The organism is Streptomyces hygroscopicus, from assembly GCF_026168105.1.
Classification (GTDB): Bacteria; Actinomycetota; Actinomycetes; order Streptomycetales; family Streptomycetaceae; genus Streptomyces; species Streptomyces hygroscopicus_D.
Genome location: NZ_LBMW01000072.1, coordinates 1 through 21,591 on the forward strand (window position 1 = coordinate 1; position 21,591 = coordinate 21,591).

At 71.4% G+C, this 21,591-nt stretch carries 19 protein-coding genes and 1 tRNA gene; 5 read left to right on the forward strand and 15 right to left on the reverse strand.

Going from position 1 to position 21,591, the window contains the following annotated elements:
- Window positions 1-73 precede the first annotated feature (73 nt).
- Window positions 74-1,231 carry a serine hydrolase domain-containing protein gene (locus AAW14_RS36480; RefSeq protein ID WP_265568742.1) on the reverse strand — a complete coding sequence of 386 codons (1,158 nt, stop codon included), beginning with the start codon at window positions 1,229-1,231 and terminating at the stop codon, window positions 74-76.
- A 266-nt stretch (window positions 1,232-1,497) separates the two neighbouring features.
- On the opposite strand from AAW14_RS36480, the gene AAW14_RS36485 reads away from it, so the two are divergent.
- A complete protein-coding gene (locus tag AAW14_RS36485) occupies window positions 1,498-1,851 on the forward strand; it encodes an SsgA family sporulation/cell division regulator (protein WP_265568743.1) in 354 nt (117 codons plus the stop codon).
- Window positions 1,852-2,002: 151 nt separating this feature from the next.
- Here the strand turns inward: AAW14_RS36485 and AAW14_RS36490 are convergent, their stop codons facing one another.
- Both AAW14_RS36490 and AAW14_RS36495 read right to left on the reverse strand, forming a co-directional pair.
- Window positions 2,003-4,228: an MMPL family transporter gene (locus AAW14_RS36490; RefSeq protein WP_265568744.1), complete on the reverse strand. Its 2,226-nt coding sequence runs from the start codon at window positions 4,226-4,228 to the stop codon at window positions 2,003-2,005.
- 101 nt (window positions 4,229-4,329) lie between these two features.
- Window positions 4,330-4,971, reverse strand: coding sequence for a TetR/AcrR family transcriptional regulator (locus AAW14_RS36495; RefSeq protein WP_265568745.1), 642 nt, complete (start codon window positions 4,969-4,971; stop codon window positions 4,330-4,332).
- 195 nt (window positions 4,972-5,166) lie between these two features.
- Between AAW14_RS36495 and AAW14_RS36500 the strand changes: the two genes are divergently transcribed.
- The gene (locus AAW14_RS36500) at window positions 5,167-8,592 is read left to right on the forward strand and encodes a S41 family peptidase (protein ID WP_265568746.1); all 3,426 of its coding nucleotides are present in this window, start codon (window positions 5,167-5,169) and stop codon (window positions 8,590-8,592) included.
- Window positions 8,593-8,710: 118 nt separating this feature from the next.
- On the opposite strand, the gene AAW14_RS36505 is transcribed toward AAW14_RS36500, so the two are convergent.
- The 4 genes from AAW14_RS36505 to AAW14_RS36520 form a co-directional block, all read right to left on the reverse strand.
- Window positions 8,711-8,959 carry a hypothetical protein gene (locus AAW14_RS36505; RefSeq protein WP_265568747.1) on the reverse strand — a complete coding sequence of 83 codons (249 nt, stop codon included), beginning with the start codon at window positions 8,957-8,959 and terminating at the stop codon, window positions 8,711-8,713.
- An 81-nt stretch (window positions 8,960-9,040) separates the two neighbouring features.
- Entirely contained in the window at window positions 9,041-9,931 is an 891-nt protein-coding gene (locus AAW14_RS36510; RefSeq protein ID WP_265568748.1) for an SDR family oxidoreductase, read from the reverse strand.
- Window positions 9,928-10,854 (reverse strand): alpha/beta fold hydrolase, encoded by a 927-nt coding sequence (locus tag AAW14_RS36515; protein ID WP_265568749.1) that lies wholly within the window; start codon window positions 10,852-10,854, stop codon window positions 9,928-9,930. Before AAW14_RS36515 ends, AAW14_RS36510 begins: the two co-directional genes overlap by 4 nt.
- Window positions 10,851-12,389: a flavin-containing monooxygenase gene (locus AAW14_RS36520; RefSeq protein ID WP_265568750.1), complete on the reverse strand. Its 1,539-nt coding sequence runs from the start codon at window positions 12,387-12,389 to the stop codon at window positions 10,851-10,853. The genes AAW14_RS36515 and AAW14_RS36520 overlap by 4 nt, the downstream gene beginning before the upstream one ends.
- Window positions 12,390-12,553: 164 nt before the next feature.
- Between AAW14_RS36520 and AAW14_RS36525 the strand changes: the two genes are divergently transcribed.
- Window positions 12,554-13,186 (forward strand): MerR family transcriptional regulator, encoded by a 633-nt coding sequence (locus tag AAW14_RS36525; RefSeq protein ID WP_265568765.1) that lies wholly within the window; start codon window positions 12,554-12,556, stop codon window positions 13,184-13,186.
- 8 nt (window positions 13,187-13,194) lie between these two features.
- On the opposite strand, the gene AAW14_RS36530 is transcribed toward AAW14_RS36525, so the two are convergent.
- Window positions 13,195-13,998, reverse strand: a complete 804-nt coding sequence (locus tag AAW14_RS36530) for an exodeoxyribonuclease III (protein WP_265568751.1) — start codon at window positions 13,996-13,998, stop codon at window positions 13,195-13,197.
- Between the two features lie 67 nt (window positions 13,999-14,065).
- On the opposite strand from AAW14_RS36530, the gene AAW14_RS36535 reads away from it, so the two are divergent.
- Window positions 14,066-14,542 (forward strand): GNAT family N-acetyltransferase, encoded by a 477-nt coding sequence (locus AAW14_RS36535; RefSeq protein ID WP_265568752.1) that lies wholly within the window; start codon window positions 14,066-14,068, stop codon window positions 14,540-14,542.
- 179 nt (window positions 14,543-14,721) lie between these two features.
- Here the strand turns inward: AAW14_RS36535 and AAW14_RS36540 are convergent.
- The 7 genes from AAW14_RS36540 to galU form a co-directional block, all read right to left on the reverse strand.
- Window positions 14,722-14,795, reverse strand: a tRNA-Ala gene (locus tag AAW14_RS36540).
- Window positions 14,796-14,890: 95 nt separating this feature from the next.
- Window positions 14,891-16,123 carry a gephyrin-like molybdotransferase receptor GlpR gene (gene glpR, locus AAW14_RS36545; RefSeq protein ID WP_265568753.1) on the reverse strand — a complete coding sequence of 411 codons (1,233 nt, stop codon included), beginning with the start codon at window positions 16,121-16,123 and terminating at the stop codon, window positions 14,891-14,893.
- A 173-nt stretch (window positions 16,124-16,296) separates the two neighbouring features.
- Window positions 16,297-16,899: a GNAT family N-acetyltransferase gene (locus tag AAW14_RS36550; RefSeq protein WP_265568754.1), complete on the reverse strand. Its 603-nt coding sequence runs from the start codon at window positions 16,897-16,899 to the stop codon at window positions 16,297-16,299.
- 26 nt (window positions 16,900-16,925) lie between these two features.
- On the reverse strand, window positions 16,926-17,507 hold the full coding sequence (locus AAW14_RS36555; protein WP_265568755.1) for a MogA/MoaB family molybdenum cofactor biosynthesis protein: 582 nt from the start codon (window positions 17,505-17,507) through the stop codon (window positions 16,926-16,928).
- A complete protein-coding gene (gene moaC, locus AAW14_RS36560; protein ID WP_265568756.1) occupies window positions 17,504-17,983 on the reverse strand; it encodes a cyclic pyranopterin monophosphate synthase MoaC in 480 nt (159 codons plus the stop codon). Before moaC ends, AAW14_RS36555 begins: the two co-directional genes overlap by 4 nt.
- 638 nt (window positions 17,984-18,621) lie before the next feature.
- Window positions 18,622-19,944, reverse strand: coding sequence for a gephyrin-like molybdotransferase Glp (gene glp, locus AAW14_RS36565; RefSeq protein ID WP_265568757.1), 1,323 nt, complete (start codon window positions 19,942-19,944; stop codon window positions 18,622-18,624).
- A 4-nt stretch (window positions 19,945-19,948) separates the two neighbouring features.
- Entirely contained in the window at window positions 19,949-20,851 is a 903-nt protein-coding gene (gene galU, locus AAW14_RS36570) for a UTP--glucose-1-phosphate uridylyltransferase GalU (RefSeq protein ID WP_265568758.1), read from the reverse strand.
- Window positions 20,852-21,009: 158 nt separating this feature from the next.
- On the opposite strand from galU, the gene AAW14_RS36575 reads away from it, so the two are divergent.
- Window positions 21,010-21,567, forward strand: coding sequence for a 5-formyltetrahydrofolate cyclo-ligase (locus AAW14_RS36575; protein ID WP_265568759.1), 558 nt, complete (start codon window positions 21,010-21,012; stop codon window positions 21,565-21,567).
- Window positions 21,568-21,591 lie beyond the last annotated feature (24 nt).

Sequence of the window (21,591 nt, forward strand, 5' to 3'; positions counted from 1 at the left end):
GCACGGACCCGCCGCGCACGGACCCGCCGCGCACGGACCCGCCGGTCGCGGCTGCGCCACTCCCGCCGGTCGGCTACGCCAGTGCGGTGCGCACCGCCCGTACCAGCGCCTGGGCCCTCGGGTCCGCCGTCACGCTCTTGCGGAAGCCGTTGGTGACGTAGCCGAAGGCGATGCCCGATTCGGGGTCGGCGAAGCCCAGGGCGCCGCCGCGGCCCGGGTGGCCGAAGGAGCCGGGGCCGAGCAGCGGGGACGCGCCGCCGTGGAGCATGTAGCCGAGGCCGAAGCGGGTGGAGACCACCAGCACCCGGTCGGGACCGGCGGACGCCTCCGCGCGGGCCGCATCCCGCGTCCGCGGTGCGAACAGACGTATGCCGTCCACCTCTCCGGTCAGGGCGGCGTAGAAGCGGGCGAGGCCGTCGGCGGTCGCGATGCCGTTCGACGCGGGGAGGACCGCCGCGCGGTAGGCGGGGTCGTTCTCGTCGGGCAACGGAGTGATCGCGGCGAAGGCCCGGCGGGTCAGGCTGCCGGGGTCCGCGTACGCCTCGGCGACCGCGCGCTTGGGGCGGGCGCGCAGGGCGCCGTCCTGCGCCGGTGCCTCGACGGGACCGACCCGGCCCACCCGGTACGCCTGCGCCGCGGGCAGGCCCACCCACAGGTCGAGGCCCAGCGGACCGGAGATCTCGTCCGCGATCCAGTCGCCCATCGGCCGGCCCGTGACCCTGCGCACCAGCTCGCCCGTCAGCCAGCTGTAGGTCTGCGCGTGGTAGCCGTGGTCGGTGCCGGGCTCCCAGGCGGGGGCCTGCGCGGCCAGGACCGTGGCGCCGAGATCGGGGTCGGCGGCCTCGGCGGGCGTGAGCGGACGGTCGAGCACCGGTACGCCCGCCCGGTGCGCGAGCACATGCCGCACCAGCGTGCCCTCCTTGCCCTGTGCCTTGAACTCGGGCCAGTAGTGGCCGACTGGCGCGTCCAGGTCGAGTTCCCCGCGCTCGGCCAGCATCAGCAGGGCGGCCGTGGCGACCCCCTTGGTCGCCGAGCGCACGATCTGCGCGGTGCCCCGCTCCCAGGGTGCCGACCCGTCGACGTCACGTGTCCCGCCCCACAGGTCCACGACCTTGCGCCCGTCGCGGTACACGGCGACCGCCGCCCCGCGCTCCCCGAGCGTCTCGAAGTTCCGTACGAACGCTGCCCTGACCGGCTCGAAGCCCTCGGCCACAACGCCGTTCACGTCCACGTCCGCACTCCCATCCCGATTGCCTGCGACTGTGGGTGCAACACGCACGAAGAGCCTGCGATTCCTGTGCTTCGCCAGCCCGGCACGATCGTTGCATCGATGTTCCGGCGTGTGGCTCTCGAGTATGGGCAGACCAGAGGCGAGGCAGGGCAGCGGGCTTACAAAGATGCAGCTCACACGAGCCGCTTTCGCCCGCGTATGCGACTCTGGAGAAAGTAGCGGAATCGCAACCTCTGCTCAGGTGACGCAGCGTGAGGAGACATCCGATGTCCGTTGTCGAACAGTACGCACGAGCCCATGTCGTCACGGACTCTCCGGAAGCTCCGGACGCCGTCCCCGTCATCCTGCGCTACGACTCGGACGCGGACCCGCGCTCCGTCCGCGTCGGTCTGCCCGGCCCCCATGAGTGGGCCTTCTCCCGAGACCTCCTGGAGGAAGGCCTGCACGCTCCGGCGGGCCTCGGCGACGTCCGCATCTGGCCGTGCGGCCGGGTCCAGGCGGTGATGGAGTTCCACTCGGCGCGGGGCGTCGATGTGGTGCAGATCGAGTCGAAGACGCTGATCCGCTTCCTGCGGCGGACGTATCTGGCGGGGGCGGGGGGAGCCCGGCGGGTCTCCTAGCCGAGTGACACGGACGACGATGACAGCGTTGTCGGTCCAGGTCCAGGTCCAGGTCCAGGTCCAGGTCCAGCCCCGGCCCCGGTCGGACCAGGCACAGCCCAAGGGCGCCCCACCCAGGTGAGGCGCCCTCTTCACTGCTGCCCGGCCGTGGTCAGACCCGCACCAGCTCCCGGTCCTGGTCCGCGTCCGGGTCCTTGCGGCCCGCGTCCCGCGCCGCCCGGAGGCCCTCGCCCTCCACGTCCACGTTCGGCAGGGCGCGATCCAGCCAGTTCGGCAGCCACCAGGCCCTTCGGCCGAGCAGCGCCAGCACCGCCGGGACCAGCGCCATCCGCACCACGAACGCGTCGAAGAAGACCGCGATCGCGAGACCGAAGCCGATCATCTTGATCATCGCCTCACTGGAACCGATGAAGCCGGAGAAGACGGCGATCATGATGACCGCGGCGGCCGTGACGACCCGCGCGCCGTGCTTGAAGCCGGTCACGATCGACTGGCCTGGGGTCTCGCCGTGGACGTACGCCTCGCGCATACGGGTCACGAGGAAGACCTCGTAGTCCATCGCCAGACCGAAGACCACGCCCACCATGAAGATCGGCATCATTGACATGATCGGGCCGGTCTCCTCGACGCCCATCGGACCGGACAGCCAGCCCCACTGGAACACCGCGACCACCGCGCCGAGCGCCGCCGTCACCGAGAGCAGGAAGCCGAGCGCCGCCTTCAGCGGGACCAGGACCGAGCGGAAGACCACGATCAGGAGCAGGAAGGCGAGGCCCACGACCAGCGCCAGATAGGGGATCAGCGCGTCGTTCAGCTTCTGCGAGACGTCGATGTTCATCGCTGTCGCGCCCGTGACCAGCAGCTTCGCATCCGTTTCGGCCTTGATACCGGGGCCCGCGTCCCGGATGCCGTGCACCAGGTCCTCGGTCGTGGCCGAGGACGGCTTGGAGCCGGGGATCACGGTGATCACCGCGGTGTCGCCGGACTTGTTGTACGTCGCGGGCGTCACCGTCACGACGTCCTTCAGGCCCTTGATGTCGTTGGTCACCGTCGTGACCGCCGCCTTGGGATCGTGGCTCGCCTTCGCGTCGACCACAACCATCAGCGGCCCGTTGAAGCCTGGACCGAAGCCCTCCGAGAGGAGGTCGTACGCCCGGCGCTGCGTCGTGGACGTGGGCTGCGAACCGTCGTCCGGCAGGCCCAGCTGCAGCGAGGCCGCCGGGACCGCGGCCGCGCCCAGGCCGATGACGCCCAGCAGCAGCACGGCGACCGGGCGGCGCACGACGAAGCTCGCCCAGCGCGTGCCCATGTTCGGCCGGTCCGCCTTCTTCGCCGCCCGGCCGCCGCCCAGCAGCCTGCTCTTCTCGCCCGCCGGCTTGACCGTGCGGCCCGCGTAGCCGAGCAGCGCGGGGATCATCGTCAATGCGATCAGGACGGCGATGGCGACCGTCCCCGCCGCGGCGACGCCCATTTTCGTCAGCATCGGAATGTTCACGACCGCGAGGCCGACCAGCGCGATCACCACCGTCAGGCCGGCGAAGACCACCGCCGAGCCCGCCGTGCCGACCGCACGGCCCGCCGCCTCCTCGCGCTCACGGCCCTCGGCCAGCTCCGCACGGTAGCGGGAGACGATGAACAGCGCGTAGTCGATGCCGACCGCGAGGCCGATCATCATCGCCAGCGTCGAGGTGGTCGAGCCCAGGTCCAGCGCGTTCGCCAGCGCGGTGATCGTCGAGACGCCGATGCCGACGCCGATCAGCGCGGTGAGCAGGGGCAGGCCCGCGGCCACCAGCGAGCCGAAGGTGATGACAAGAACGACCGCGGCGACCGCGATGCCGATGACCTCCGTGGCGCCGGTCTCCGGTACGGCCGACAGCGCGTCGCCGCCGATCTCGACCGTCAGCCCGCCGTGCCGCGTATGCTCGGCGGCCGTCTTCAGGGCCTGTTTCGAGGAGTCCTTCAGCTCCATGCCGGAGACCTTGTACTTCACCTGCGCATAGGCGGTCGTGCCGTCCTTGCTGACGGCGTGCGCGGTGAACGGGTCGGTGACGGAGGCGACTTCGGAGCCGTCACGCAGCTCCTTGACGGTCTTCTCGACGGCCGCCTTGTTGTCGTGGTCAGTCATCTTCCCACCGTCCGGCGCCTTGAAGACGACGCGTGCGGTGGCTCCGTCGGCACTCATGCCGGGGAAGCGCTCCCCCAGCAGGTCGAAGGCCTTCTGCGCCTCGGTGCCGGGGACGGAGAAGGAGGAGGAGCCCGCTGCTGGGGCACTGGCGGCGCCGACGCCCGCGAGCGTCAGCAGCGCCACCCAGATCAGGGCGACGAAGTGCCGTCGCCGGAAGGCGAGTCGGCCGAGTCGATAGAGGAACGTGGCCACGAGGGCGTACTCCCGGTCAGGTCGTGGGGTGTTCAGGGCAGGGGTGATCAGCCCGACGACGTGAGCGGTTACGTCAGGTAGGGGCTTGGCTGGGGGACTTGTCAGGTGGTGGGGGCGCCGAGGGCGGGGAGGACCACGGCGTCGATGTACGAGGTGAGGAAGGCCTGCGTCGGCGGCTGGTCGTCGAGCAGCGCACGGGTGGCGAATCCGCCGACCAGCATGTGCAGCAGGAAGTCCAGCGCCGGGCAGTCCGGACGGATCTCGCCCCGGTCGACGGCGCGTTGCAGCATCATGCGGAACTGCGCCATCTCCGGCTCGACGAGCTGGTCCCGGAACGCCTTGCGCAGATCCGGGCTGTGATGGATCGCCATGGCGACGCCCCGCATCAGCGCGGAGTTCTGCTCCATCGTGCAGTCGTCCTCGAGTGCCACCAGCGCATGCAGGTCGCCGCGGAGCGAACCGGTGTCGATCTCGTCGACATGGCCCCGCTTGCCGTGCCGGATGGCCTTCACGACCAGTTCGGCCTTGCCGCCCCACTGGCGGTAGAGCGTGGCCTTGCTGGACCGCGTGCGGGCGGCCACGGCGTCCATGGTCAGGGCGTCGTAACCGACCTCACGGAGCAGATCGAGCACGGCCTCGTACAACTCGGCCTCACGCTCGGGCGTGATCCGACTGCGACGCCCCGGCGCAAGCACCGGCTCCACCGGAGCGGCTGTCGCCGCGCCCCTGGATGCCTCAGTCATGCCACTGTCCCTTTCGCTCGCTTCGCTGCGTGCACGCGCTTCTCCGTATGGATCGAAGATACCCCGCCCCCTCAGCGAAACGAAACAGTTTCGTACGTGGCCTGTATCACGAGTCGGGCGCTCAACCATGCGGGGTGCCGACACCTGTTCGGCGTACGAGTTGCCTGGGCCCGTCACGCGGCAAAGCATGGGTAGGTGAGCGACACGAGCGACGTGCACGACAACGCACCCGGTTACCTCCGCTTCCCGCACCTGCACGGCGACCGGCTCTGCTTCGCCGCCGAGGACGACCTGTGGGTGGCCCCGCTGGACGGTCCCTGCCGCGCCTGGCGGCTCACTGTCGACCGTACGAAGGTCGGTCACCCGCGCTTCTCGCCCGACGGCCGCCTCATCGCGTACACGAGCTGGCGCAGCCACGTTCCGGAGATCCATCTGACACCGGTGGACGGCGGCCCCGGCCGGCGGCTCACCTACTGGGGCAGCGCCGACACCCGGGTGTGCGGCTGGACACCCCCCGAGCAGGACGGAACGACCTACATCCTCGCCGTCGCCTCGCACGGCGAGCCCTTCTCGTACTTCACCTGGGCCTACAAGGTGCCCACCGACGGCGACCCCGGTGGCAAGCTGCCCTGGGGACCCGTCTCGGACATCGCCGTGGCCGACGTCGAGGGCGAACACCGGACCCTGCTGCTCACCGGCACGCCGCCGCACGAACCGGCCTCCTGGAAGCGCTACCGCGGCGGCGCCATGGGCCGGCTGTGGCTGCACGGGCAGCGACTGCTCGCCGACCTCGAGGGCCATCTCGACTCGCCGATGTTCGTCGGCGGGCGGATCGCGTTCCTCTCCGACCACGAGGGCATCGGAAACCTCTACTCGTGTGCGTACGACGGCTCCGACCTGCGCCGTCACACCGACCACGACGCCTTCTACGCCCGGCACGCCTCCAGCGACGGCACGCGCGTGGTGTACCAGTGCGCGGGCGACCTGTGGATCGTCGACGATCTCGCCCCCGACTCGATCCCGCGCCGTCTCGACGTGCATCTGGGCGGGCCGCGCGCCGGGCGCCGTCCGTACCAGGTACCGGCGGCGCAGCACGTGGACGGGATCTCCGTCGACGAGACCGGTCGGGCCAGCGCGGTCGTCGTCCGCGGCAGTCTGTACTGGCTCACCCACCGCGACGGCCCCGCCCGCACGATCACGGACACCCCCGGCGTACGGGTCCGGTTGCCGGAGATGCTCGGGGTCGGCGGCCAGGTCGCCTATGTCACGGACGCCGAGGGCGACGACGCGATCGAGATCGCGTATCTGCCGCGGGCCTCCGGCGACCGCGAGCCGCACCGGCTGGCCTCCGGCCGGCTGGGCCGCGTACTGGAGATGGTGGCCGACCCGCAGGGCGAACGGCTCGCGATCGCCTCGAACGACGGGCGGCTGCTGCTGATCACCGTGGCCGAGGAGACGAGCGGGGGCGAGGAGACGAGCGGAGCCGAGGAGACAAGCGGAGCCGAGGAGACAAGCGGAGCCGAGGAGACAAGCGGAGCCGAGGAGACAAGCGGAGCCGAGGAGACAAGCGGAGCCGAGGAGACAAGCGGGACCGAGGAGCCGGACGGTGAGGTCACCGAGCTGATCCGGTCGGTCAACGGGCCGGTCCGGGACCTGGCGTTCTCCCCGGACGGGGCGTGGCTGACCTGGTCGCACCCGGGGATCGGCCGGACACTCCGGCAGATCAAGATGGCGCGGATAAAGGACCGGTTGATCGTCGACGTCACCAACGGCCGCTTCGAGGACGAGAACCCGGTGTTCACCCGGGACGGGCGCTATCTGGCGTTCCTGTCCTGGCGCGGCTTCGACCCGGTCTACGACGTGCACACCGGCGACCTGTCCTTCCCGCTGGGCTGCCGCCCGTACCTGGTCCCGCTGTCCTCGGCGACCCCCTCCCCCTTCGCGCTGAACCCGGAGGGGCGGCCCGCGGCCGGCGGTCTCGATCCGCTGGAGGGCGAAGAAGGAGGCGGCGGGGTGGTGACCGTCGAGGTCGAGGGCCTGGAGAACCGGGTGACTCCGTTCGCCGTGACGGCGTCGAAGTACTCGGAGCTGCGTCCGGTCGCGGGCGGCGGTCTGGTGTGGCTGCGCTGGCCGATCTCGGGCGCGCTGGGCGAGACGTTCGTGAATCCGGACGACACCTCCGGCCGCCCCACCCTGGAGCACTTCACCATCAGCAAGGCGAAGAAGTCCGAACTGGTCGCCCATCTCGACTGGTTCGCGGTGAGCGGCGACGGTACACGCCTGGTGGTCGTCGACGAGAGCGACCTACGGGCGGTCCCGGCGACCGAGAGCGGCGACAGCGACACGACGGTCTGGATCGACATGCGGCGGATCATGCACGTCGTGAACCCGGAGGCCGAGTGGCGGCAGGCGTACGCCGAGGCGGGCCGGCTCGTCCGTGCCTACTTCTGGGACCCGAACATGTGCGGGATCGACTGGGACGCGATCCTCGAGCAGTACCGGCCGCTGGTCGAACGGGTCGCCTCGCCGGACGACTTCGCGGACCTGCTGCGCGAGGTACTGGGCGAACTGGGCACGTCCCACGCGTACGTGACCCCCGCCCGGCGCAACGAGGGCCCGGCCCACTATCAGCGCTACCAGGGCCTGCTCGGCGCCAATTTCGTACACCGCAACGGAAGTTGGGTGGTGAAGCGGATCCTGCCGGGCGAGTCGTCGGACACGAAGGCACGCTCGCCGCTGGCGGGCGCGGGGATCCGGGAGGGAGCCGTCCTGACCCACGTGGACGGCCGGCCGGTGGACCCGGTGACGGGACCGTATCCACTGCTGGCGGGAGCGGGCGGTACGACGGTGGAGCTGACGTTCACCCCCGCGGAAGGGCAGGGCAGCCCCCGTCGCGTGGCCGTGATCCCCTTGATCGACGAGCGGCCCCTGCGTTACCACGACTGGGTGGCCAAGCGCCGCGAGGTGGTACGGGAGTTGAGCGGCGGCCGCTGCGGCTATCTGCACATCCCCGACATGGGGGGCTCGGGCTGGGCACAGTTCAACCGGGACCTGAGGAAAGAGGTCTCCCTGCCGGCGCTGATCGTCGACGTACGGGGCAACGCGGGCGGCCACATCAGCGAACTGGTCATCGAGAAGCTGACCCGCAAGATCCTGGGCTGGGACCTGACGCGCAACGCCCAACCGGTGTCGTACACGTCGAACGCGCCGCGCGGGCCGATCGTCGGGCTGGCCGACGAGGCGACGTCCTCGGACGGCGACATGATCACGGCGGCGTTCAAGCTGCTCGGGCTCGGCCCGGTGGTGGGCCTGCGCACCTGGGGCGGGGTGGTCGGCATGACCGGACGCCACCGCCTGGGCGACGGCACCGTGATCACGGTCCCGATGAACGCGGCGTGGTTCGACGAGTACGGCTGGTCGGTCGAGAATCGGGGCGTCGAACCGGACCTGGAGATCGAGCGCACCCCGCTGGACTGGGCGGAGGGCCGCCACAAGCAACTGGACGATGCGGTCGAACTGGCCCTGGACCTCCTCGTCACCCACCCCCCGGCCACGCCACCGGACTACAGCGACGTCCCGAACGGATCCCGCCCGAAACTCCCGCCCAGGCCTACGGGTTGACGCCGCCGTCGCCCCGTCGTCGCCCCTGCGTCACCGCCGGCCCCGAGAGGTACAGCAGAAGTGGGGCGCCCTCGAAAGGAAGGGCACCCCACTCACCGGCCAAGGCCGAGCGCAGCGGCTAGGCGTCGTAGTCCTGGTTGAAGCGGTCCTCCGCCTCGTCCTGCAGCCGTCGCGCGTCCTGCTGACCGCGCTGCTGCCCCTGCTGGCCGCGCTGTTGGGCCTGCTGGCCGCGCTGCTGCCCCTGCTGGCCGCGCTGTTGGGCCTGCTGGCCGCGCTGTTGGGCCTGCTGCTTGCCCTGCTCCGCCTTGCGCTTGGCCTGCTGCTTCATCTGCTCGGACTTCTCCTGGAACTGGTCCTTCATGCCCATGTGGGTTCACTCCCGTGGTGGGTGAGGGGATTGGGCCTCGACCAGACTGACACGTGCGGACAAAGCACGCATTTCGATCAGTTACGTTCCGTTACGCAGCGTACGGCGCTGCTGCTCATCGGCCTCCCCACCGGCCCCCACGAGCCCCGTACGCACCCCCTTCAGCCGCGGCTCGAACCTCCGCATCTCCCGGGACCCCACCGTCGCGATGATCCCTGGCAGATATCCGCGCACGGCCTGCATCCCGCGCAGCCACGCCTGCCCGTACACATGGCTCGACCGCCGTTCGATCCCGGCCACGAGCCGGTCCACCGCCGGTCCCAGCGGATACGTCTTGTTGGACGGCCACGGCAGCCGCTGCCGCAACTCCCGCATCACATCGTCCCGGTCGGCGCCCCGCACCATGTCCGTGTCGGTCCACGACAGATACCCGACCCCGACCCGGACCCCCTTGTGCGCCACCTCGGTCCGCAGACTGTGGGCATACGCCTCCACACCCGACTTGGAGGCGCAGTACGCCGTCATCATCGGCGCGGGCGTGATCGCCGCGAGCGAGGCGATCTGCAGCAGATAGCCACGGCTCTCGGCCAGCACCGGCAGGAAGGCACGGGCCGTCACCGCCGAGCCGATCAGATTGACCTCGATCACCCGCCGCCACGCCTCCGGGTCTGAGTCGGCGAACGGCCCACCGCCCGCCACACCCGCGTTGGCGACCACGATGTCGACCTTCCCGAACCGCTCCTTCACCTCGCGTGCGACCTGAGCCATCGCCTCATGGTCGGTGACGTCGGCGTACCAGTGGCCGCTGTCCCCGTACAGCTGCTCGGAGACCTGTTTGAGCGCGTCCGCCTCGAGGCCGACGAGGGCGACCTTCGCGCCGCGCGCCGACAGTTTGCGGGCCAGCGACTCGCCGACGCCCCGTGCGGCGCCGGTGACGACCGCGACCTGCCCCTCCAGGCTCACCCTGCTCATGCACCCTCCTTGACCTGTGTGTCCGCCACGTGCGTGGCGACGAGCTCCCGGATCTTCCCTGTCACCAGCTCCGGTGCCTCCACCGGCGTCATATGGCCGACCCCGGGCAGCTCGGTGATGCCCACGCAGTGCGGCAGCGCGGCGGCCAGCGCCCGCGCGTGCACCGGCGGCGTCAACCGGTCCGCCGTGCCGACCACGACCTCCGTCGGCACCTTCACCTCCCGTACGGCGTCCTCGAGATCCAGCGCCTCGAGCATCCGGGACCAGGCGTGGCGCACCTCGCGCGGGCAGGCGTGCACCACCTGTGCGCACGCCTCGACCATGGCCGGCGTCGAAGCAGCGCCCATGGTCGTGTACTTGAGGATGTGCCTGGCCATCGGCGTGACCGGCCCGAGCGGGGCGCGGGAGCCCAGCACACGCGCCGTGCACCAGGTGCGCAGGCGCCCGGCGCGCAGCGGAAGCACCCGTGCCTCGGCGAGCAGGCGCCCGCTCCCCGTGCTGCACAACAGGACGGCCGCCGTGTGCACCCGGAAGCGGGGCCGCGGGGCCGCGGCGAGCACCGTCATCCCACCCATCGAATGTCCTGCGACCACGGCCTTCTCGCCCGGCGCGAGCGTGGCGGCGAACACCGCCTCCAGATCGTCGGCGAGCGCCTCGGTGGTACACGCGGAGCTCGCGGGACTGCGCCCGTGCCCCCGCTGGTCGTAGGCGATCACTCGGTGGTCGGCGGCGAGGGCCCGGATCTGCGCCGCCCAGAAGGATGTCGAGCAGGCCCAGCCGTGCGCGAGGACGACGGGCGGTGCACCCTCGGACCCATGCACCTCGACGTGCAACCGCGCGCCGTCGGCGGAGACCACGGTCAGCTCCCGCGCCGGGGCGGGGGGCGCGTACGGCCCGCTCACGACATGCGCCGGCCGGCTCATGCGCGCGCCTCCGCGACCGGCGTCCGCTCCTCGGCGGGTTCCGCGCCACGCACCCCGGGCGCCCTCAGCACCTCGTACTCCCCAAGGTCCACGCGCCGTGTCGCGCCCCGGAACTCCGCCGTCGTACCGGGCCAGATGGTGGTGTTGCGGCCGGTGGCGTCGAGATACCAGCTGGTGCAGCCCCCGGTGTTCCACACCGTGCGCTTCATGCGCTCCTGCACCGTGTGGTTCCAGGCGTCGACGGCGGCCGGCCGCGCATCGAGCGCGACCCGTCCGCCGAGCACGTCCAACTGCCGCAGGAAGTCGGCCATGTAGTTCAGCTGGGACTCGATCATCAGGATCATCGAGGAGTTCCCGAGCCCGGTGTTGGGACCGATGATCGTCATCCAGTTGGGGAACCCGGCTGCGGTCGCGCCGCGCAGCGACCGCATGCCCCCGCTCCAGGCCTGTTCCAGCGTGCGTCCCTCGGCGCCGACGACCCGCTCGGCGATCGGCAGATCCGTGACGTGGAAGCCCGTGCCGAACACGATCGCGTCGACCTCGGCCTCGGTGCCGTCGTCGGCGACGACGGTCGACCCGCGGACCTCCGCCAGCCCGCTGGCGACCACGTCCACATTGGGCTGCGCGAGGGCCGGGTAGTACTCGCTGGACAGCAGGATCCGCTTGCAGCCGATGCGGTAGTCGGGGGTGAGTTTGGCACGCAGGGCCGGGTCCTGGATGGCCCGGGCCATGTTGCGCCGGGCCAGCTGCTCCAAGAAGCCCAGCTCGTTCGGGTGCTTCGTGAACGCCTGGACCTGCAACTCGCGGATGCCCCACAGCAGTCCGCGCCGCACCTGCGTGGTGAAGGGCAGCGCGCGGTGCAGCCGTCGCTCCAGACCGCTGATCGCGCGGTCGACGCGGGGCATCACCCACGGCGGGGTGCGCTGGAAGAGGACCAGTTTCGTCACCTCGCGCTGGATGGACGGCACGATCTGGATGGCGGACGCACCGGTGCCGACCATGGCGACCCGTTTGCCGCGCAGGTCGTAGTCGTGGTCCCAGCGGGCGGAGTGGAAGACCTTCCCGGGGAAGCCCTCGAGGCCGGGGATCTCCGGGACCTTGGGGTCGGACAGCGGTCCGGTGGCGGAGACGACGACGTCGGCGGTGAGCGCCCCGCTGCTGGTCTCGATCGCCCAGTGCAGCTTCTCCGTGTCCCAGGTCATCAGCTTCACCTCGGAGTCGAAGCGGATGTGGGACCGCAGCCGGAAGACGTCCGCCACGTGCTCCAGATAGGCACGGATGTGCTCCTGTCCGGAGAAGGTGCGCGGCCAGTCGGGATTGGGTGCGAAGGAGAACGAGTACAGGTGCGAGGGGACGTCGCACGCGCAGCCGGGGTAGGTGTTGTCGCGCCAGGTGCCCCCTACGCCCCCCGCCCGCTCCAGAACGACGAAGTCGGTCACGCCCTCGCGGCGCAGCCGCACGGCGGCCCCGAGCCCGCCGAATCCGGACCCGACCACCGCCACCCGCACATGAGGCACATCATCGCGCTCGGCCATCCCGAAGCCTCCCCGGTCCGTACGACTGCGCCAGTGAACACTGGCGCAATGGGAGCGTAGGGCAGCGGCATACCGATGGGTAGGGGGCGGAGCGAGGAAAGATGCCCGGGGTACGACGTAGGGTTCGGGGCGTGGGAGACGACGGGGAGCGGCGCGAGTACCGCATGGAGGAGCTGGCCAAGGAGGCCGGCATCACGGTGCGCACCCTGCGCTTCTACCGCGAGCGCAAGCTGATCCAGCCGCCGCGCCGGGAGGGCCGCATCGCCTGGTACGACGACACGCACCTGGCCCGGCTGCGCACGATCTCGGCGCTCCTGGAACGCGGTCACACCCTCAGCGGCGTAGCGGAGCTGGCCGAGGCCTTCGACCACGGACGCGACGTCCGCGACCTGCTCGGCCTGGGCGCGCCCACCGAGGAGACTCCGGTCCGCCTCACCCCGGAGGCCCTGGCCGACGTGTTCGGCGGCGAGGCGACCCCGGAGAACCTGGCCGCCGCCCTCGAACTCGGCTACCTCGGCACGGACCGCGGCGAGATCGTCCACATCAGCCGTCGCCTGCTGGACGTCTCGGCGGCCCTGGTCCGCGAGGGCATACCGCTCGCGGACGTCCTGGCCGCCGCCCGCCGCGTCCGCGACCACGCGGAAGCCCTTGCGGAGGTCTTCACGGACCTGGTGGCCACCGGCGACCGCCCCCCGGAGGACGTCCACCGCCTGCGCCCCCTGGCGAAGAGCGTGGTGGAGGCGGAACTCTCCCTGGCCCTGGACCGGCGCCTGCGCCGGCGCGAGCAGCGCCCGTAACGGCGCTCTCAGAGGTCGTAGACCACCGTCACCGGCGCATGGTCGGACCAGCGCGCGGCATGCGTGGCCGCCCGCTCCACGTACCCCTTGACCGCCTTGGCGGCGAGCCCGGGCGTGGTCACCTGGTGGTCGATGCGCCAACCCGCGTCGTTGTCGAAGGCCCGCCCGCGGTACGACCACCACGTGTACGGTCCCTCGAGCCCCGGATGCAGCGCCCGCACCACATCGACGTAGCCGCCGTCCTCGGGGTCGAAGACCCGTCCCAGCCACTCCCGTTCCTCCGGCAGGAAGCCGGAGTTCTTCTGGTTGGCGCGCCAGTTCTTCAGGTCGGCCTCGCGGTGGGCGATGTTCCAGTCGCCGCACACGACGACCTCGCGCCCTTCGGCGCCGGCCCGCTCGCGCAACTCCTTGAGATGGCCGAGGAACTCGGCCATGAACCGGGCCTTCTGGTCCTGCCGTTCGGTCCCCACCTCACCGGAGGGCAGATACAGGCTGGCGACGGTGACACCCGGCAGATCGGCCTCGACGTACCGGCCGCTGCCGTCGAACTCGGCCGACCCGAACCCGATCCGCACCCGGTCGGGCTCGCGCCGCGAGTACAGCGACACTCCCGCGCGCCCCTTCGCGGCGGCCGGCGCATGCACGGCGTGCCACCCCTCGGGCGCCCGCACGCTCTCGGGAATCTGCCCGGGCTCGGCGCGCACCTCCTGCAGGCACAGCACGTCGGCGGAGGTCCCGTTCAGCCACTCCACGAAGCCCTTCTTCGCGGCGGCCCGGATCCCGTTCACGTTCACGGTGGTCACAGTCAGCACGCGGGAACGATACCGGCACACTGGAAGGGCCCCGCCCCCGAATGTGCATAGATGTACGATGAAGAGCATGAATATACGCACGGTCTCCTTCGACCACCCCGACGCCGTCGAGCTCAACGCCCAGGTCCAGGCCGAGTACGCCGTGCGCTACGACGACGACGGCGACGCCACCCCGCTCGACCCCTCGATGTTCGAGCCGCCGGCCGGCCTCTACCTGATCGCGTACGACGAGCGGGACCACCCCGTCGCCACGGGCGGCTGGCGCACCCAGGACGAGAACGAGGAGGGGTACCGGGACGGAGACGCCGAGCTCAAGCGGATGTACGTCAGAGCGGAGCTGCGCGGCCGCGGCCTGGCCCGCCGTCTGCTGGCCGCGCTGGAGGAGGACGCCCGCGCGGCCGGCCGTACCCGCATGGTCCTGGAGACCGGCACCAAGCAGCCGGAGGCCGTGGCCCTCTACACCTCCAGCGGCTACGAGCCGTGCGCCAAGTTCGGCTACTACCGCTTCCACGAACTCAGCCTGTGCTTCGCGAAGCCGCTGTAGGTCCCGCACTGGGCCGGGACACCCCGGCCCTGTGCACTCCCTCACACCCGCGAACTCCGCGCCCCGCGTGCGGCGTTCAGCGACGGCCGGGCAGAACCCCTGGCAAAACAAAGATCCCGTCCGATCTTCCGATCGGGCGGGATCTCCCAACTGCCCTGATTATCAGGGAGTTGTTGCGGTGGACCTGAGGGGATTTGAACCCCTGGCCCCCTCGATGCGAACGAGGTGCGCTACCGGACTGCGCCACAGGCCCTTGCAACGAATGAAACTCTAGCATCCCCATCGACCGGTCCGGAAATCCGTTCCGTACCTGGTCAGCCACCGGGCCACGCCGGACAGCCCCCGCACCTACTCGTTGGCTGCCCGCGGACGTTCTCCGTCCTCGTACTGATCGAACAGCGGCGTACGCCCCCGCTCCCGGGACCGCCGTGCGGAGGCCGCCCGGCGGGCGTCGCTCCGGCCGACCTCGCCGGTCTCCGTCCGCTCCTCGGACCTCACAGGGGGCTCACCGGGATCCGGCTCCGCGTCGGCCGGGGTCACCCCCGGCACCGGCGCCGCCGTCTCCGCCGTACTCGACCGGGCGGAGCTCCATGCGTCCGGCGCTCCCAGGTCCACGCTCGGCGTGGCCCGCGGGGCGACGGGTGCGGTCACATACGTCGGCAGCGGCACCGGCACCGGATCCCAGCTGTCGCCGTGGCCGGGCCTGCGCTGGCGCTCACGCTGCTGGTCCACCCACTCCGCGTGGTCGGTCTGCTCGACGAGTGCCCGGCGGTCGGCGGCGAGGGCGGACAGCCCCGAGTCGCTCTCCGGCTCGGGTCCGTCCTCCGGTTCGTCCGCGTCGGCGTCGACGGGCGGCCTCCGCCTCGGCTGCCGCTCCCGCAGCCGCTGCGCCGCCACCTCGGCCCGCCGCCGGTCCATCGTGAACGTGTACCGCTTGCGCTCCTGCGCCCGCAGATACGCGATGTACGCGCTCAGCAGCACGGCCGGCACGCCCGGCGCCCACAGGAACGCGAGACCTCCGACCGCGGCGACGATAGCGCCCAGCGTGAACGCCAGGAAGAGGACCACGGTCGTACGCCGGCGACGCGCGAGCACCTTCGAGCGCCGGGCGCGCGCGATGGCCTCCGCCGAGGACGCCTTGCGCGCCCTGGGCACGCCCTTGCCCGCCGACGGACGCACGCCGGCCGGGTCCGGCACCGGCACGCCCTTGGCGGGGTGGCGAGCCCCGGCGGCCCGGGGCGCTCCCTGTGCTCCCGGCTCCCGGATGGCGGGGTCCTCCGGCTCCACCCGCGTGCGCGTCTGCTGTCCGGCCGGAGGCATGGCGAAGGCCCGGACGTCCACCGAGCCGGTGACGCCGTCCGGATCGGCGCTGTGCTCCCCCTCTTCGGTGGAGCGCGCCCGCAGGTCCTTGGCGTATCGGCGCTCCATAGCCGCCCGTCCGGACAGCAGCCGGATGGCGGTGCTGAAGCGTTCCGTCGGACGAGACTCGTTCAGCTCGTCCTGCCTACGGAGCCACATCGGCACCAAGTAGGCGGCCCAGGCCCCGACAATGACTGCGTAGATGAGGCCGCTGCTGCTCACGCCTCACACGGTAGAGGGGTTTGCATGAGGCCATCTGCCAATTGAGCCGGTGTGTCGCACGATCTGGCTGATATTTCGAACTTTTTTTGGGACCGATGCGATCAGCAGGCCAACGGGACCGCTAATTCATTGGCTCGAGACGATCGCCGCGCGGTCAATTTCGAACATATTTTTTATTTTCCGGGGTGTGTCTGCTGTGCGCGTGCCCGGTGCCAGCGCGCCAGCAACCCCTCGGGCACCTCTTCCGCGGTGAGCGCGAAGACGAGATGGTCCCGCCAGGCCCCGTCGATGTGGAGATAACGCGGCCGCAGCCCTTCCTCACGGAATCCGAGTTTCTCCACGACCCGGCGGCTCGGCCCGTTCTCCGGGCGAATACAGACTTCGATGCGGTGCAGCCCGACGGTCCGGAAGCAGTGGTCGACGACGAGCGCCACGGCTGTCGGCATCACCCCGCGGCCCGCGACCGCCTCGTCCACCCAGTAGCCGACATGACCCGAGCACATCGAGCCCCAGGTGATCCCGGCCACCGTCAACTGTCCGACGAGCCGCCCCTGGAACTCGATGACGAAGGGCAGCATCCGGCCCGCGTTCGCCTCGGCGCGCAGGTGCCGGACCATCTGGCGGTAGGTCGGGCGGTGCGCGATCGGGCCGCTGGGCGCGGGCGGCGGAATGGTCGCCTCCCAAGGCCTCAGCCAGTCCCGGTTGCGACGGTTGACCTCGCGCCAGACCCGCTGGTCGCGCAGCCTTATCGGGCGGAGGACGACATCGCCGTCCACCAGCTCGACGGGCCAGGATGGGCTGTTCAGTTCGTACCCCCACTCGGTCTGGAGCGGTCCTCGCCGACCGGGGAACCGCCCATGTCGGCCCTGGGGTGGTCACCGCCGCGGATCTGGTCGACGGCGTGCACCAACAGGGGTTCCAGGACGGCCAGTCCGTCCTTCACCCCGCCGGTGGATCCCGGCAGGTTGACGATCAGCGTCCCGTCGGCGACTCCGGCGAGTCCCCGGGAGAGCGCCGAAGTGGGCACCTTCTCTCTTCCGAACGCCCTGATGGCCTCCGGAATGCCCGGTACGTCGTAGTCGATCACGGCCCGGGTCGCCTCGGGGGTGCGGTCGGTGGGCGAGACGCCGGTGCCCCCGGTCGTCACGATCACGTCGTATCCGGCTCGGGAACCGAACCGCAGCGCCTCCTCCACCGGGTCCCCGTCCGGGACCACCCAGGGGCCGTCGACCGCGAAGCCGAACCGGACGAGTGCCTCCGCGATCAGGGGTCCGCCCTTGTCCTCGTACACGCCCGCGGCCGCGCGGTTCGACGCGGTCACCACCAGGGCCGCGTACGGCGCCATCAGGGCGGCGCCCGCCGGTGGCCGGGCCGGTGCCGTCATGCCCGGCTCCAGTCGCCCGACTTGCCGCCCGTCTTCTGCTCCACGCGCACGTCCGTGATCACCGCCCCCTTGTCGACCGCCTTGACCATGTCGATCACGGTCAGCGCCGCGACGGTGACCGCGGTGAGCGCCTCCATCTCGACACCTGTGCGGTCGGTGGTCTTCACGGTGGCCGTGATCTCCACGGCGTCGTCCGCGACCGACAGGTCCAGCTTCACACCCGACACCGACAACGGGTGACACAAGGGGATCAGGTCCGGGGTGCGCTTGGCGCCCATGATGCCCGCGATCCGCGCGGTGGCGAGCGCGTCGCCCTTGGGGACGCCCTCGCCGCGCAGCAGTTCGACCACGCGCGGTGAGACCAGCACACGGCCGCTGGCGCGCGCGGTGCGGTCGGTCACGTCCTTCCCGGAGACGTCGACCATGCGGGCCGCCCCCGCGTCGTCGATGTGAGTCAGTCGATCCTGCGTACTCATGTCCTGCGGCGCTCCCGGTCCGGGCCCGGCGCGGTACGGCGCACAGGCCTGTTGTGCGCGACACGGTACCGCCAACGCGGTGCGGCAGGCCGAGCAAGGTCCCACGGACCGGACGGCGCGGCCACCACGGGGCCCGGACAGGCCGGCCACCCCGGGCGAAGCCTTCGAACCCGGGCCCCGGCCGGTCCGGGGTCATGAACGCGGGCGGTGCCCGCACGCGGGGGCGGTGCCCGCACGCGGGGGCGGTGCCCGCAGACGGAGACCATGCCCGTACACGAAGACCATGACCCCACACGAAGACCATGACCGCACGCGGGGGCGATGCCCGGACGCGAGAACCGTGCCCGGGTGCCAGGACCGTGCCCGCACCCGGAGACCATGCGCGCGCACGAAGACCATGACCGCACCCGGAGACCATGACCGGGTACGCGTAGCGGTCACCCGGCCGGGGAGGTTCCGCGTGACGCGGCCGCTCCGTAGGGCCGAAGTTCCCGAAAGCGGCCGCTCCGCAGGCGTGTGGCCCGCGGAGACGGGCGGCTGGCCCATGAGGACCGCGGCCCGGCTGTGAACGGGACCCCACAGGGAGCCCCCGCTCCTTGCGCCTACCCGGCAGGGCGCGGCAGCGCAGGCACAGGCGGTCAGCCGAGCAGGACCACCTCGACCTCGGTGCCCGGCTCGACCGACGTGTCGTCCTCGGGGACGACGATCAGCGCGTCGGCCTGGGCGAGGGCCGCGATCAGATGCGACCCGGCGCCTCCGACGGGGGTCACAGTGCCGTCGGCGTACTTCCCGCGCAGGAACTGCCGCCGGCCCGCGGGCGAGGTCAGCGCCTTCTCGGTCTCCAGGACGGCCCTGACTCTGGGCCGGTGCACGTCCGCCAGCCCCATCAGGGTGCGGATGGCGGGGCGGACGAACAGCTCGAAGGAGACGTACGACGACACCGGGTTGCCCGGCAGCGCGAGCAGCGGCGTGTGGTCGGGGCCGATCGCGCCGAAGCCCTGGGGCTTGCCGGGCTGCATGGCGAGCTTGCGGAACTCGATGCCGCTGCCCGTCTCGTCCGCGTCGCCGACGGAGGACAGGGCCTCCTTGACGACGTCGTACGCGCCCACGCTCACCCCGCCGGTGGTGACCATGAGGTCGGCGCGGACGAGCTGGTCCTCGATGGCCGAGCGGAGCGTGTCCGCGTCGTCGGCGACCGCACCGACCCGGTAGGCGATGGCGCCGGCGTCCCGGGCGGCGGCGGTGAGAGCGAAGCTGTTGGAGTCGTAGATCTGGCCGCTCGCCAGTTCCTCGCCGGGCTGCACGAGTTCGCTGCCGGTGGACAGGACGACCACGCGCGGACGCGGGCGCACCCGGACCGTGCCGCGGCCGATCGCGGCGAGCAGGGCGACCTGCGGCGGCCCGAGGACGGTTCCCGCCGCGAGGGCGAGGTCGCCCGCCTTCACATCGCTGCCCGCCGCGCGCACGTGTGCGCTCGCCTCCGCCGGGCGGTGGACCCGCACCTGCCCGGAGGCGCCCTCGGGGGACAGGCTGCGGGCGCGCATCCCGGAAACGGGACCGCCGCCCAGACCGCCGTCGGTCCACTCCACGGGGACGACGGCCTCGGCGCCGGGCGGCAGCGGGGCGCCGGTCATGATCCGCGCGGCCTGGCCGGGGCCCACCTGGAGCAGGTCGGGCGAGCCTGCCGCGACGTCCCCGATCACCGTGAGAACGGCCGGGAACTCCTCACTCGCGCCCGCGACGTCCGCGACCCGCACCGCGTACCCGTCCATCGAGCTGTTGTCGAACGGCGGCAGGGAGACCGGCACCGTGACGTCGTCGACCAGGACGCAGCCCTGGGCGTCCAGCAGTTGCAGCTCGATCGCATCCAGGGGGCGCACGGTGGCCAGGATGTCCTCCAGGTGTTCGTCCACCGACCAGAGGTGGTCCTGGCCGGTGGCGCGGGTCGCGGCGGCGCTCAAATCGCTACATCTCCTCGGCTACGTAACTGCGAAGCCAGGCCCGGAAGTCCGGGCCCAGGTCTTCACGTTCGCACGCGAGTCTGACAATGGCACGCAGATAGTCGCCACGGTCGCCGGTGTCGTAGCGGCGGCCCTTGAAGACGACGCCGTGCACCGGGCCGCCGATCTTCTCGTCCGCGGCGAGCTGCTGGAGGGCGTCGGTGAGCTGGATCTCGCCGCCGCGGCCCGGCTCGGTCTTGCGCAGTATGTCGAAGATATGCGGGTCGAGGACATAGCGGCCGATCACCGCGTAGTTCGACGGGGCGTCCGCCACGTCGGGCTTCTCGATCAGACCGGTCACCTTGACGACATCCCCGTCCTCCGTGGCCTCGACGGCCGCACACCCGTAGAGGTGGACCTGCTCCGGCGCGACCTCCATGAGCGCGATGACACTGCCACCGCGCTGCTCCTGGACCTCGACCATCCGGGCCAGCAGGGGGTCGCGCGGGTCGATCAGGTCGTCGCCGAGGAGCACCGCGAAGGGCTCGTGGCCGACGTGCGGGGCGGCGCACAGGACGGCGTGGCCGAGGCCCCTGGGGTCGCCCTGGCGGACGTAGTGCATGGTGGCGAGATCGCTGGACTCCTGGACCTTCGCGAGCCGTTCGGCGTCGCCCTTCTCCTCCAGGGCCGACTCCAGCTCGTAGTTGCGGTCGAAGTGGTCCTCGAGAGGTCGCTTGTTGCGGCCGGTGATCATCAGGACGTCGTCAAGCCCCGCGGACACGGCCTCCTCGACCACGTACTGGATCGCGGGCTTGTCGACGACCGGCAGCATCTCCTTGGGAGTGGCCTTGGTGGCCGGAAGGAACCGGGTACCGAGTCCCGCTGCGGGAATGACAGCCTTGGTGATCCTGGGGTGAGACTGAGTCATGTCCGCAACCATATCCGGTGGCTATGTTCGGATCCTGTGGCTCCGGTTAAATCGCTCTCATATGAGCAGATTTATGAAGAGGAGGCCGCTGACCTGTGGTTCCAAGGGAACACGAGACAGAGCCTGACAAGCGAATGTTGCGGCGAGGGGTCCTCGCGATGAGAGGCAGGTTGACGGCCGCCGACGTGCACGAGGCGGCCGTCGCCCTCGCCGGGCGCGCCCTGGAACTGCCCGAACTGGCGCACGCGCGCACGGTGGCCGCGTATGTCTCCGTGGGCAGCGAACCCGGCACCCTCACGCTCCTGGACGCGCTGCGCGCCCGAGGCGTTCGCGTACTGCTTCCGGTGCTTCTGCCGGACAACGACCTCGACTGGGGCGCGTACGCCGGACCGGACTCCCTGCTGCGCGTCCGGCACGGCGGGAAGATGGCCCTGCTGGAGCCCGCGGGCGAGCGCCTGGGCCCGGACGCCGTCCGGGATGCCGACGCCGTGCTGCTGCCGGGCCTTGCCGTCGACACGCGCGGCATGCGCCTCGGGCGCGGCGGGGGTTCGTACGACCGCGTCCTGGCTCGCCTGGAACACGCGGGTGCCGACCCCGCGCTGGTGGTGCTCCTCTACGACGCGGAGGTCGTCGACCACGTCCCCGAGGAGGCGCACGACCGTCCGGTGCACGCGGTGGTGACACCCTCGGGCCTGCGCCGCTTCCGCGCACCCTAGAGAGCCCCGGTCACGGACGCCGAC